The sequence below is a fragment of the Streptococcus suis genome (assembly GCF_024509555.1).
In the GTDB taxonomy this organism is placed as follows: Bacteria; Bacillota; Bacilli; order Lactobacillales; family Streptococcaceae; genus Streptococcus; species Streptococcus suis_AD.
In genome coordinates, this window is record NZ_JAMWEL010000013.1 from 59,324 (window position 1) to 73,328 (window position 14,005).

Sequence of the window (14,005 nt, forward strand, 5' to 3'; positions counted from 1 at the left end):
GTACTGGTACTTCTTCCTTTTAAATGAATTGTTTAGGTTTTGTTAGTTTATCAAAATAGATTGGTTTGCAAGAATATCTCTACTCTCACTTACCCTTTTGGGAGACGAGAATTTTAAACATCTCGTCCTGATGTTTGTGTGCCAATTTTTGATCCCAAATATTGTTATTTTGCCTCATCATTTCAGCCATGATTTTCAACTTCAAACTCTGTGAAATAATTCCTGGGTTTGAACTAGCTTTACCAACAGGCGTTGCATTATTAAACGTTGAATTACCAGAGACCGTAATCAAGGCTAAATTACCAAAGCAATTCAGATCTTCATTTTCCCAAGGGAGCAACTCTGTTGGATGTTGAGGATAGAAGTGTTCAATTGAGCTTCTGAATTGAAATTGCCAATCACTTGATAGTGGACTAATTATTTCATGACCATTGAATGAATATCCATCTCGGTAAATCAAATAATCTAAATAACTGAATACAATCCGCTCAAAACCAAATCCTGAAGCTGTTTCATATCCAGCAGCATCAACTTTTGATTGAGCATAATTTTCAAGAATCTCTAATACATCAGCATTCTCATCATTAAAATAGCTTGATAAGACTAATGAAATCCAATGCATTGTTTTTGGAGATGTGTATGTTATACGTAGGGCAGATTGCAAGGTTCGAATCTGTCTATTTCGATTATCTTCATCTCCGCCAAACGTTCCGATATATTTGGGTTTATCTGTTCTAGTATCACGATATTTTTCAAGCCTTTGTAATGACCACTTTCCTGTTTCTTTATAGTCACGCGCAAATTCACGCTTTAACACATATTTGTCGAATATAACGCGTGCTTTAAGCAGCATAAATAAAAAGTGCTTAGCCGACAATTCATCTGCCCAATTATTCTGAAGATTTATTAAAAAATTCTTATCATCCAAACTTGAGTCATCGTCCGCAATTGATATCGTAATTGCTTTATTGACTTGCAACAAGAAGTTTGGGAAAGAAATAATCGACTCAAATCGTTCATTCTCTAACTCTTCACTTGATGTTGATTCACCACTTAGTTCTCCCTTACCTTGTAGTATTTCTTCAAGTGTGAAAATTTCTTCATCTACTGTCTCATTTTGATAGCAACAGGATAATGAATCAAAATCAACAATCCTATCAGACAAGCTACTCCAATCTTTACTGAAAATCTGATCACGTTTGTCTTTAGGATAATTCATTTGAATATAGGAGTCCATATTGGAACAATATTCCCAAATATCACTAGCTATTTTCTTAGCTTCTGGTGATGAAACTTTTGATAAAATGTTTGCTTTGGCAATTTCATGCAATTCGAGTTGCTCACCACGCGTATTCATAATTTCAAAATAATGGTTCAAATCGATTTTAGCGGGTACTTGGACACGGATGAGATTAACTTTATCCAAACGCTTGATGAATGATTCTTTTTCTTCTTTCAGACCTGTCTTCTCAAAATAATCATCAATAATTTTATAGCCCTCTTTAATTTCAGAAGACAGTAACTCATCAGTTAATTGGTTTGAATTGGGTAATGCTGTAAGTGTTCGATTCGACTTATTTCTTGCTTCAAACCGTAATGAATCATTAGCTATCGCAATGCCCAAATATCTTTCAAGTAAAAATAATGTTGTCAAGCGCTGTTGTCCATCAATAACTTCATAAACATTATTATCCTTTTGATTAACGATTAGATTGCCCAAAAAATAATCATCTTTGGTGCTCATAATATCTTCGATTAACTGTTCAATTTGGTCCGAACCCCATGCATAATTTCGTTGATAAATCGGAACTTCATAATGAACATTAGAAAATATTCTTGAAACTGGAATCATTATTAAATGATTGTCCATGATTACCACCCATTCCATTGTTTAATTAATTCGTAAATTGCCTTGTAACTATTACTTTGAAGGGTGCTCTCGTCAACACTCTCTAAAAATATAGATTTCAACTCTTGCGGGTCATTCATTTCACTCATCATAGAAAATACATCTTTACCAAAATTAATCCGATCATGTTGTCCGATTGCATATTTATTTACGGTTTGTGGATAAATAGCCTTCATTCGTAATCTTAATGAATAACACCAAGTGTATAGCTGATGCATGACCGATTCATCTATTGTTTCATAACCAAACCTGTCAGCATAAAAAAGTAATGTAGCTTCATAAAGTTGTTTTATATAAATATCACCAGTTCGCTTTCCTGGCACCTCTTCTTTTGTATGGTAACTATCAATCTTACTTTTGACTTGTTCCAACAAAACTGAATAATGCAAAGTCCAAGCAAAAAAGCGTTTCCCGGCAATAATTGGTTGCGTCAACTGAAATTGGTTTAATTCCCCAGAACTGAGCAATTCGCTTGAACCACTCGTATTGAATTGTTCAATGAAAATATTACTTGCCTTATGATAAATTGAATAGTTAAAGGTATTAGATTGCTTTATTCCTTTAAAATATTGGATTTTATCCGATGAATAATGTAACCCATCCCTGTTTTTAACCCAACGAATGACTGGATACAAATAATTGTGAAATAAATCCTCAAGTGCATTTTGATCCGTATCTTCCCACTCAGAAATCAGACTGATTTTCAACTTTTCAGGATCTCGAGTCATTTCTCTTAAATGATAAGATTTTAATAAATCGTGAGGCTTGAGCGCTTTTCCACGTGAATTTTGTGAATCAAAGAATTGGAAGGCCTCCTGCTCACTATCTGTCACAATCTTTACGACCGTACAATTCTTTTCAAGATAATCTTTATACTTGCTTTTTTCTTCTTCGGAAAGTTCGTTCACTCTTTTTTGAAGCAACTTATAATTATTGTAAATTGCATCACGAGATGAAGGTTTATAGTTCTCGCTCAGAAGTTTTTGGCTTCTTTCACCAAGCACATAGAGCAAAATTGATAAGGTCGTAGTTCGCTGCTGACCATCAACTAGATTATACTCGATAGGGTTCATTGTCTTATGAAGAATTACCGATCCTAATCTATACTCATCTATTCTTGATTTAAAAGCTTCAAATGTATCTGCAAAAAGGGTATTAGTAGAACTTGATGACCAACGATATGGACGTTGATATTCTGGAATCTTTAACTCTATTTTCATCAGTTCATTTACGCTGATGATTTTTAGTTCTTCTTGAACTAGCGTCAAAATTCTTTCCTCCTTTTTGATTTCTAGTATCATCATTATAACACATATAAACTTAATAAAAGCCCGTCATTATTAATCTGAGAACATCAGAAAGAATACGAACCTGATATCCAAAGAAAAGCCTGGGTGTATGCAAATCTTAGTAATCCTAAGTAAAAATGTGTAACTTGTAAAGTTGAGAACTTATTATCTTTTCTTTTCAACACTAGCATTTGGAATATTTTTTGCATAAAATTCAGCTGATTGTTTGTCGTAGAAGCCTTGAGCAATCATATTGCCAAACTGATCAACAACGATCCATTCTTGCATGCTAATCATCTCCTTTCTATTTGAGTAAAATCTATTTAACATTTCATTGAGTTTCTGAAACCACACTCGTTGTTAGTCCCCATTGTAACCGTTCCTGTAATTTGCTAGAAACTTCCAGGCTATTTTGGGAAACGGTTGATGTAATAACCAACTGTTTTTTGTGTTCTTCAATTAGCATTGCGAGTTGCTCTTCAAGAATCACATCTTTAGGCATTAGATTCAAATCATCAATTAAGATATAGTCAAATTCGGAATTTGTAAGAGTTTCTACTAAATGATAGGTTAAACTGTCTGCTATTAACAAGATTACCTTATTTTGTTCAGATAGTAGGGCATTGTTTGTAGCATTTAGCAAATGAGATTTCCCAACTCCCTTTTCGCCGTAAATATAGACTGGATTGTAGCGATTTTTGTCCGCGACAACAGCTTTTAATGCGGCAATAGACCAAGCATTTCCATCATTGACCGAAAAATTCTCAAATGTCTGATTCTTGTTGATTCGTTTCATCTTTTATACCTCATTTTTTAATAAGTTTATTATAAAAGATTCCATAGACAATATTTGTCCACCTGATCTACTTGTCATAATTTTGCTGCATTCTTTTAAGAAAATTCTTCATATCATTTACTAAAGATTGAGGTGATAAAACTTTTAAAGCATCTGCTTGACTCAACAACCAACGTTTCAAGCCTGGTGTGTCTTGACTGATAAATTCAATCACAGCTCCGTCTGGTGTATGTTCAATAATCCTAGCAGTTGGAAATTGATCAGTTACAATGGTAGGGTCATAGGCAAATTGAACTCTAATCGTCAACTCTCGTCCCATAAATGGATCAACACGTTTGTTCCGTACTTCGCCATCACGAAACTTCCTTCCATAAGAAATCTGTGGTTTCTTTTCTTTTGATACTTTCCAATCTATAATTCTATCCAATTTTAAGGTCATGTACGATTCAAAAGTCAAATTAAATGCAACAACATAAAAGTAATGTACATCATAGTAAAGGGATACAGGAAGAATCGTATGTTGTTTTTCAGTATTATAAGGTGACTGATACCGAATATCTAGAACCAACTCTTTACGTATCATTTCCGACCATTCCCAAATTTTATCAATCCGATTTTGAGTATCAGACAGTGGCGCATAATTTAGCAATTCACTTGCAATAATCTGATAAATCTCTTTTTGTTCCTCTTTAGAAACCAATGCGAATAAACTATCGATCAGAGACTTATTTTCTTCTTTGTTCAAAGAACGATTCTCTAGCAAAATCTTTGATATAACCAAAATATCCTTTTTATTAAATAAGGATTTTCCTTTTAGATATCGAGTATGGTATTTTGCATCATAGGCAAGTTCCGCTGCAACTATAGGCTGAGATTCCAAGTAATGACCTAATAGAGAAAAATCTCTCTGTATTGTTTTTTCACTAACTCCAAACTCATGTGCTAACTGTAACTTAGAAAGATGAGCACCTGATTGCAAACGTAGAAAAATCGTTAGTAAGCGTTCTTGATCGTTCATATTTACCTCAATTCCTTAGAAACATTATAACACCTCAAGTAGTCCCTATTCAATGATTTCCCGACTTTTTAAAGGCTAATATTTTTACAAAAAACGATTCAAATCCTTGTAAAAATAAAGCTTTACCGTCCCAAGTCTCCCGTTCTGATTCTTTCTAATAATTAGCTCCGTCAGATTACATTCCGCCTGACAGACTGTTTTCTCTTGGTAGTAGTCATCACGATAGAGAAAAGCGATAATATCAACATACTGCTCTATACTAGTCTCTAACTCCCGCAAATCACTCGAAATCGGCCTCTTGTCCTCCCGTTGCTCAACGCTACGACAGACCTGAGATAGAGCGATAACTGGCACTTTCAATTCCTTAGCAAGGATTTTCAACTGATGTACGATTTCAGATACTTCCTGCTGACGATTTTCCAACCGTGATCCTTGGATTAGCTGGATATAGTCAATGATAATTAACCCTAGACCGTTCGTCTTATTGGCTAAACGCCCTACCTTATCCCTAATATCTGTAACCCTTAATCCGACTGAGTCATCAATAAAAATAGGAAAATCTGTCAGCTGACTCTGAACAAGGGAATGCCTCTTCAAGTCCTCAACCGTTTTTTTCCGTGTAATGGTATGTTGCTGTGTTTGTTCCTCCTGATTAGCTAGGAGCCGTTTTACGAGGATTTTCTCCTGCGTCTCAAGAGAAAAGAATACTACAGCTTTTTTCGAACTTCGAGCCACATTTTGAGCTATATTTAGAGCAAAAGCTGTTTTCCCAATTGCAGGACGAGCTGCCAAGATGATTAGCTGCCCCTCATGCAAACCAGTTGTTAACTTATCAAAGTCATAAAAGCCTGTCTCCAAGCCACTACATTTTAATTCCTTTAACTTTTCAGCTTTGAATTTCATCATTTTTGACCACCTCTAATAGTTTATTGATGATATGAGTTTACAAAAAAGAATGGACAGTAATTGTCCATTATAATGATTTTATTCTAACCTTTCAAATATTAATAAATAATCCTAACAATTCCACTATAAAATTCAGTAATACAGCACTTCTTTCGAAACAAGTAAACGTTAATAAATGAACCAATTCATGCAATTATAATCCACCTTGAAACCAAGCATTTCAAGGTGCTTTTTAATATTGTTAATATCACTTTTCTTCTACTAATTTCCCTAGACTAAAGCTTACTTGGTTTCATCAATAGGGTGGGGACGTTTCTATTCCCACAAACTCCTTGTCAATGGAAATAAACACGTACCCACAGGGTAAATGGAAATAGATTTTGATAATTTCTAGCTATCACTTCTACACACTCAAAAAATTTACTCACTCTGATACTTCCCCCATACGACAAAAAGCCTTGGTTTCAAGGCTTTTCATTATTCCTTTCGTTCAAAGGTTTCTAGGCTTTTACTAGCAGAGTAACACACTTGACGTGTGCTGAGAGCTTTCTTCTATACTAATAGACGAAAGGAGGTGAAAATGATTTTAGAATGATACTGTGAAACGGAATTTACTTTTTGAAGCAATTAAAGTACATTTTTCATCATACCACTCTATGCCAAAATTTGTTAATTAAGGCGACTCGATATAGCATACAAAACTATAGTTGTTATCCTAGTTGATTAAAAAAATCTCTGATTTCCTCATCTTTTATAAAATAATATATAATTTTCCCCTCTCTTCTGGTGTCCAAGATGTTTTGATTGGCTAGTTTACGAAGATGATGGGAGGCAGATGCCATACTGAGATTTAGTAAACAGGCTATATCGCAGACACAGAGTTCTTCAACGGCAAGGAGATAAAAGATGATATTTATCTGTTTATTATCGGTAAACTTTGATAAAATGCGAAGTGATTTTTGGACTTTTTCCTTTTCAAGGTAGTTCGTTGCGGTTGTAACATTTTGTTGATTTATAACATTCACTTGGCAGATACTATCTTTTTTCAAAATATTTTCTCCTAGCCTAACACAGTCCATAGCATGTCAAAACTGTTGTTTTCAATCAGGATATATATCCCCAATCCTAAATAAACAACGGCAATAAACCATCTGCTATATTTTTCCAAAGTTTCTCCAACAGAAGGGACTTGTGCCAATTTTTGGGCAGAGAAAACCAAGAGATAAATCATGACTAGAAAGGTCAGTAAAGACACTATCAAATTCGCTAAATTTAAGGTAGTAAAATATGGGACAAAGACACCAATATTGTCAGCACCACAACTTGCAAAAGTAATCATAGCAACTAGAAAAATCAGGTTTTTATTATCTTTGCTCAAACCTTCTTTGGCAATAGCTTCTCCATCAGAATCTCCTAAAAGCAAAACTTTGAGGCCTAGGAGGATTGGAATCAAACCGAGCAAACCTAAAATCTCTTTACTAGGAATATAATCTAAGACAAATGCAAAAAGCAAACTTAGCAATATTAGACTAACAGAGCCTAGAAATTGTCCTAAATAGATGTTAATGATGTCTTTTCTGCTTTTTCTTTTGGCAAAAAATAACATTAGGATAATAAGTAAGTCTACGGCTGTCCCAGAATACAGGATTATTGAAGTAACAACATTTTGAATCATAAAATACCTCATTCAAATATATTTTTGAATGTATTTTAACATTAAACTTTGTAGATGTCAAAGAGGTCATACTGAATAATTGTTTTTTGTTCTTCATCTACTACGACTGTTGGGTAATCAATTAGCACCATATGGTTACAGTTATGGCAGGTAAATTTAAAGAAAACCCAGTCCAAAATAGCAGAAACAATCTCAGGGGTCTTCACCTCATAAACCCTATCAAATCTTTCAAAAGTACTTTATTTTCCGCAATTAGTGCAGTTTGTTTTTGTTAAAAAAATTGTTGTCATTCTACTTTTCCTCTTCATCATTATTAAGTAAGCAACTTGCTCTCACTTATTATATTCGCAATGCAAAATAAATTTTGGAATTTTTTTCAAAAAAAGTTAAATTGTATCAATTTCAGAACTCACACTTCAATCGCCCATTCTGGAGATATTAAAGGTGGGGACGTTTCTATTCCCACAAACTCCTTGTCAATGGAAACAAACACGTACCCACAGGATAAATGGAAATAGATTTTGATAATTTCTAGCTATCACTACTCTTCACTCCAAAAAATTTCCTCACTCTGATACTTCCCCACCCCAAAGCAAAAAAGCCTTGTCTCCAAGGCTTTTTGCTATCACTTTCATTCCAAGGTTTCTAGACTTTTACGAGCAGAGTAACACACTTGACGTGATGTATATTTGGGAGTTCAAAGGTCCTGCAGACCTTTGAAGCAGCTTAACAGAAAACAAGAGAGCAAGTGGGACAATCTAATTGCGTTTTTCTAACAGACTCACAACTTCAATATGATGTGTTTGTGGAAACAAATCCACCGGCCGTACCTTCGTCAGTTTATACCCCAATTCCTCATAGAGCTTAATATCACGCGCCATTGTGGCCACATTACAAGAGATGTAGACTATTTTCTCTGGTTGCACCGAGCTACTTGCCTTGATAAAGCTCTCAGTCAAGCCTTTTCTCGGCGGATCAACAAAGATAACTGTCGGTTTAATGCCATCTGCCACCCATTTCTTCATAGCAGACTCCGCACTATCACAGATATAAGTCACATTGTCAATCCCATTTCGACTAGCATTCTTTTGGCTGTCAAGAACAGCTTTTTCCACCACTTCCACACCGTAGACATGCTTGACCTGTTTAGCAAAGGAAAGACCGATAGTTCCAATTCCAGAATAAGCATCAATGACAACATCCTCTGCTAACAAATCTGCAAAATCGATAGCTGTCTGATAGAGTTTTTCAGCCATTTCTGTGTTAACTTGATAGAAAGACGGTGCAGAAATCTCAAATTCATTCCCCAGCATGGTGTCGACAATGGTTTCACTGCCATGCAAAAGACGGAATTCTTGACCAAATATCGCATTGGTATTCTGGTCATTGATGTTCTGGATGATGGAAACTAGACTTGGAAACTGGCTTGTCAACCGTTCAATCAAGGTTTCAACACGGAAAATTTTTGGTCGAGTTGTAACTAAAATCAACATCAATTGGCCTGAATAATGACCGCGTCGAACAACAATATTTCGAACAAGTCCTGTTTGTTCCTTTTCATCGTAGGGCTTCAAGTCCAATTTACGCAACAGGTCACGCGTCGCTAAAATCAAAGCATCAATTTCCTTGTCTTGAATATAAAAATCTTCAATCGGTACTAAATCATGAGAATTTTTTCGGAAGAATCCAGTTTCCAACTGACCATTGACACGACGAATAGGTACTGCCGCCTTATTGCGATAGGCTACAGGATTCTCCATACCCATTGCGTCTTCAATAGCGATATCTGATAAACCAGCAATTTTTCTCAGGCTGGTTTCCACCTGTTTCTTCTTAAAAGCTAGTTGAGCTGGGTAGCTCATATGGCCCAGATCAGCAATGCCCGTTCTCAGATAGGTCAAATCTAAGTCTTGGTTACGGTCTGGTGAGAAGCTCTGCCATTCTTCCACCTTACCAAAACCGACATTCTTTTTGATTTTAAGGATTTTCATCTTGATGCGCTCGCCTGGTAGAGCATTGTCCACAAAAAAGACAAAACCATCAAGCTTGGCTACTCCCTGACCCTCGTGAGTCAAGTCAACAATTTCTACTTCAACAATTTGATTTTTTTCTAACATAATTCTACTTTCTATATGAGGTCACGAAAAAAAGTGACCGAAGTCACTTTCTAGTATATCATATTTCTTAGCGCAAACCTAATTCGGCTAAGCGTTGTTGGTATTTTTCAAAGTCAATACGTAGTGCCATACCACCATACAGATCGTAATCGTCAATCCAGTCCCCATTTTCTGGAATCGTAAGACGGTCAATGCCATTTGCGGCATCCGATGCAATGCCCATTCCCTGTGTGAACATAAAGGTTTGAGGTACAGTTGTTGGGGTCATAGCAATAATCTTCCCAATTGCCTCTGCACCTGAAAAAAGTTTCATTGGATTCTTAGCCTGTGTCATAACAGCTGATAAGACCTCTTGTTGCCGTCTTGTTCGACCAAAATCACCTTCATCATCCGAACGATAGCGAGCATAGTTGAGCAAAGTTTGTCCATTCATACGTTGTTTACCGACTTGGATGGTCTGATAAGGTGTCGATTGATCCCCAAAACCAATATCATTTGGAACTTCTACAGAAGAAACTGTTTCACCATCGATGGTTGAAAACTGAGCATCTATTTCCACTCCTGCTGGGAATAGTGTATCAATGGTTGTTGCAAAGGTTGAAAAATCAATCATCGCATAATACTTGATATCAATATCAAAATTTTCCTTCAAAATCTGACGAACATTTTCAGCCCCTTGTTGATTGTTTTGCTCACCTAAACTATAAGCGGCATTTATTTTATAATCATAGCCACCAATAGTAACCAAGGTATCTCGCATAAAACTCACAAGTTTCAACTTGTTATCTGAATTATTTACGTTTAGTACCATAATTGTATCTGTCCTAGTTTCATCAGTAGTTTGGCCAGTACGACCATCTGTTCCTAAAATAAGAATATTGGTTCCGTTCAGTGTATCTACTCCATTAAATACTTCTGCGACTGGTTTTTCAGAAACACTGTTCATTCCTTTGAAAAAGTTAAAACCAATCAGGAGAAAAATTAGAGAAACAGCCAGCAAAAGAAGGCTAACAATTCGTTTCAATCCCCATTTACGACTAGATGATCCAACAGCACCACGGTTAGAATTTGAAGCACGATTCTCTCCCCTGCCTCTATTTCTTCGACTTCTTCCTGAATCAGAATAGAACTCATCTGACCCTAGATCATCTTCGGATTCCCTATCACCAAATAACAGATTTTCAAGTTTTTCTTCAGAATGACTAGCACTTAAAATAGAACCCCTTCTTCGAGAACGGATCTCTTTTTTATATCTTAAATACTCTAGTTCCTGTTTTTCTTTTTCATTCAGGTAATGGATATTCTTTTGTAAATAATCTAATCGCAATTCCTCATGATGTGTGAGGTGACTTTCTCTATCTTTCATTCAACACTTTCATACTATATAGCCTCAAAAACTATATAATTTCCTAATATTTTATAATATATTCCCAAACTTTTCAATTCTTCCAATGAATAGGTCATCAATTCAGGTTGCTCGTTCTCAATGTCTAAGATGAAAAAATACTCACCCAGCGCAGTTTTCAATGGCCTACTTTCAATTTTTGTCAGACTAATTCCTCTCCAAGAAAAAACTGACAAAGCCTTATATAAAGCTCCTGGTAAATTATCTGGTAAGGTTAAGGCTAAACTTACCTTATGCGTTACTTCCTGAAGTTGTAAACTAGGTGCATCACTACCTAAAATCCAAAATCGAGTAAAATTCTCACTCATTTCCTGAATATCCTTGGCAATCACTTCCAAGCTATACTCATCTGCAGCAGCCTGTGGTGCTATAGCCGCAAAAGGCTGGTCTGGATGCTCAGCCACATACCGAGCTGCATAGGCAGTACTAGCTGTCACCTCAATCCGAGCATTTGGGAAATGTTCAAGTAGGTATTTCTTCCCCTGTGCAATAGCCTGTGGGTGTGAATAAATAACCTCGATTTCTTTATGGGTTGCCGTCGCTAGTAATTGCTGGGCAATAGGCTGAACAATTTCTGCAACTGCATGGATTTCCGCCTGATGAAATAGGTAATCAATAGTCTCGTGGACACTACCCTCAATAGAGTTTTCTACTGGAATCACAGAATAGACAACCTGCCCTGTTTCATAAGCCTTAATCACTTCTGTAATAGTTCCAAATGCCTGCAAATCAGCATTTGGAAAGGCCTGTTGGGCAACTTGATGGGTAAAAGAACCACGAGGTCCTAAGTAAGCTACTTGCATAAAATTTTCCTTGCTACTTGTTCTGGAGTTAGGTGGTCTGTATTGATAATGGTAGCTGCCAATCCTTGATAGAGGGCCATGCGTTCTTGATAGATAGTTTCAAATTCTTCCTTGCTATTCTGCAAAAAAAGCGGTCGCTTTGATTGACTATCCTGACTAATTCGCTCGTAGGCAACCTCAAATGAAGCAGTCAAAAGAACATTATTAGCCTTATTTTCTAATAGCAACTGACGGTTAAACTCTGATTTGACAACACCACCACCAGTCGATACAAGACAGTCAATAGGAAAAGTCAATAATTCTTTCAAGACTTCAGTTTCAACTTGACGAAAAGCATCTTCACCTTCAAGCTTGAAATAATCAGCGATGGTCATGCCAATCCGTTCTTCAATAATTTGGTCCATATCATAAACAGGGAGATCCAACAAACGTGCTGTGGTTGATTTTCCAACTCCCATAAATCCAAGTAAAACGATTGGCATCTCTTCTCCTAGTCTATCAAACTATTTAGATGGTCAAAGAAGGCTGGATAGCTAGTATTGATAGCCTCCGCTCTCTCTAACTCAACTTCTCCATCCTGAGCCAAAAGGGCCGCAATGGCCGTCATCATACCAATACGATGGTCACCGAAGGTATTAACCTTCGCACCATGCAAGGCAGTCGGACCATGAATAATCATACCATCATCTGTCGGCTCAATCTTGGCTCCCATGCTATTAAGGGCATCGGCCACCACTTGGATACGGTCTGTTTCCTTGACTTTCAATTCTTCAGCATCTCGGATGACCGTTGTCCCATTTGCCTGTGTGGCTAAAAGCGCAATAATTGGCAATTCATCAATCAAACGAGGAATGAGGTCGCCAGCAATCTCCGTAGCCTCCAAGTCAGAAGTTTCCACCGTAATAGTCGCAGATTTAGAAAGCTCATCAATATCTGAGAGCGTCATCTGACCACCCATGGCTTTGATGACATCTAGGATCCCCGTACGAGTCTCATTGATACCAACATTCTCCAGAACAATTTTTGAACCCGGCACTACCAAACCAGCTACCAGCCAAAAGGCCGCACTAGAAATATCGCCTGGCACTGTAATCTCCTGGGCAGTAAATTCCTGTCCGCCTCGGATACGAATTTCCTTACCATTGACTGTCAACTCACCACCAAACTGGACAATCATATCCTCAGTGTGGTTGCGGGTCAACTCTTTCTCTATAATGACACTTTCTCCTTCGGCTTGTAAGGCTGCAAATAGCAGAGCAGACTTAACTTGGGCAGATGCTACAGGGAGTTGGTAGTGAATTGGTTGTAAATTCTTGCTACCCTTGATGACCAGAGGTGGCAAATCACGCTCGGTCTGACCAGAAATTTCCACACCCATTTGACTAAGAGGAATGGTCACACGATCCATCGGTCGTTTAGAAAGAGAATCATCACCAAACATAGTCGCTTCAAAGTCCTGACCGGCTAAAACACCAGAAATCAAGCGAATAGATGTCCCTGAATTCCCCATATCTAAGTGATTTTGGGGTGCTTGAAGACCATCGAAACCAACACCGTACACTTCAACCACATCACCGTTGTCTTCAATTTTCACACCCAAATCACGAAAGACCTGCATGGTAGACAGTACATCCTCGCCACGCAAAATATCATGAACACGAGTGACGCCTTTTGCAAGGGAGCCGAAAATAATCGAACGATGGCTGATGGATTTATCACCTGGTACTCGAATGGTTCCAGACACTTTATTTATATTAGTAATTAGTTTCATAAAACACCCCAGATATAGTATTAGTATTATTTTAGCATAATTTTACAATATTTTCAGACAATTTCCATAAAAATCTAAAAAATCCATCCTTAGTCCGATTGGCTTGGCTAAAATCTTACATCATATGTATTATCAGAAAATGTAACATTCCCTCAAGCTTAAGTAAATAAAAAAATAAGAAAAAGAGTCACTGATATACTCCCCTTATAGTGGACAGTGAAAAAACAAAAATTTTCACTAGAAACTATGAGGGGAGTTTTATTATGTCCAAAAGAAGTCCAAAATCTGTATCTGAGAAACTAGAAATAGTTCTACT

Annotated in this window: 14 protein-coding genes; all 14 read right to left on the minus strand. The window is 36.8% G+C overall.

Annotation, left to right across the window (positions count from 1 at the left end; all coding sequences use genetic code 11):
* Nucleotides 1-85: 85 nt before the first annotated feature.
* Nucleotides 86-1,870 (minus strand): DUF262 domain-containing protein, encoded by a 1,785-nt coding sequence (locus NF418_RS06885; protein WP_256778971.1) that lies wholly within the window; start codon nucleotides 1,868-1,870, stop codon nucleotides 86-88.
* Nucleotides 1,871-1,872: 2 nt separating this feature from the next.
* Nucleotides 1,873-3,177 (minus strand): DUF262 domain-containing protein, encoded by a 1,305-nt coding sequence (locus NF418_RS06890; RefSeq protein WP_256778972.1) that lies wholly within the window; start codon nucleotides 3,175-3,177, stop codon nucleotides 1,873-1,875.
* A 186-nt stretch (nucleotides 3,178-3,363) separates the two neighbouring features.
* Nucleotides 3,364-3,486 carry a hypothetical protein gene (locus NF418_RS06895; protein WP_018365282.1) on the minus strand — a complete coding sequence of 41 codons (123 nt, stop codon included), beginning with the start codon at nucleotides 3,484-3,486 and terminating at the stop codon, nucleotides 3,364-3,366.
* Nucleotides 3,487-3,529: 43 nt separating this feature from the next.
* Entirely contained in the window at nucleotides 3,530-3,994 is a 465-nt protein-coding gene (locus tag NF418_RS06900; protein WP_256778973.1) for a DnaA ATPase domain-containing protein, read from the minus strand.
* Between the two features lie 67 nt (nucleotides 3,995-4,061).
* A complete protein-coding gene (locus tag NF418_RS06905; RefSeq protein WP_256778974.1) occupies nucleotides 4,062-5,012 on the minus strand; it encodes a helix-turn-helix transcriptional regulator in 951 nt (316 codons plus the stop codon).
* A gap of 84 nt (nucleotides 5,013-5,096) precedes the next feature.
* Entirely contained in the window at nucleotides 5,097-5,918 is an 822-nt protein-coding gene (locus NF418_RS06910) for a DnaB-like helicase C-terminal domain-containing protein (protein WP_256778975.1), read from the minus strand.
* A 710-nt stretch (nucleotides 5,919-6,628) separates the two neighbouring features.
* On the minus strand, nucleotides 6,629-6,967 hold the full coding sequence (gene cadX / locus NF418_RS06915) for a Cd(II)/Zn(II)-sensing metalloregulatory transcriptional regulator CadX (RefSeq protein WP_000711091.1): 339 nt from the start codon (nucleotides 6,965-6,967) through the stop codon (nucleotides 6,629-6,631).
* An 11-nt stretch (nucleotides 6,968-6,978) separates the two neighbouring features.
* The gene (locus NF418_RS06920) at nucleotides 6,979-7,593 is read right to left on the minus strand and encodes a CadD family cadmium resistance transporter (RefSeq protein WP_256778976.1); all 615 of its coding nucleotides are present in this window, start codon (nucleotides 7,591-7,593) and stop codon (nucleotides 6,979-6,981) included.
* A gap of 41 nt (nucleotides 7,594-7,634) precedes the next feature.
* Entirely contained in the window at nucleotides 7,635-7,799 is a 165-nt protein-coding gene (locus NF418_RS06925; protein ID WP_256778977.1) for a CpXC domain-containing protein, read from the minus strand.
* A 552-nt stretch (nucleotides 7,800-8,351) separates the two neighbouring features.
* Entirely contained in the window at nucleotides 8,352-9,710 is a 1,359-nt protein-coding gene (rlmD, locus tag NF418_RS06930; protein WP_256778978.1) for a 23S rRNA (uracil(1939)-C(5))-methyltransferase RlmD, read from the minus strand.
* A gap of 67 nt (nucleotides 9,711-9,777) precedes the next feature.
* Nucleotides 9,778-11,076, minus strand: coding sequence for an LCP family protein (locus tag NF418_RS06935; RefSeq protein WP_256778979.1), 1,299 nt, complete (start codon nucleotides 11,074-11,076; stop codon nucleotides 9,778-9,780).
* A 14-nt stretch (nucleotides 11,077-11,090) separates the two neighbouring features.
* Nucleotides 11,091-11,918, minus strand: a complete 828-nt coding sequence (pheA, locus tag NF418_RS06940; RefSeq protein ID WP_256778980.1) for a prephenate dehydratase — start codon at nucleotides 11,916-11,918, stop codon at nucleotides 11,091-11,093.
* Nucleotides 11,909-12,400: a shikimate kinase gene (locus NF418_RS06945; RefSeq protein ID WP_256778981.1), complete on the minus strand. Its 492-nt coding sequence runs from the start codon at nucleotides 12,398-12,400 to the stop codon at nucleotides 11,909-11,911. Before NF418_RS06945 ends, pheA begins: the two co-directional genes overlap by 10 nt.
* 8 nt (nucleotides 12,401-12,408) lie before the next feature.
* Nucleotides 12,409-13,689 (minus strand): 3-phosphoshikimate 1-carboxyvinyltransferase, encoded by a 1,281-nt coding sequence (gene aroA / locus NF418_RS06950; protein ID WP_256778982.1) that lies wholly within the window; start codon nucleotides 13,687-13,689, stop codon nucleotides 12,409-12,411.
* Between the last annotated feature and the right edge of the window lie 316 nt (nucleotides 13,690-14,005).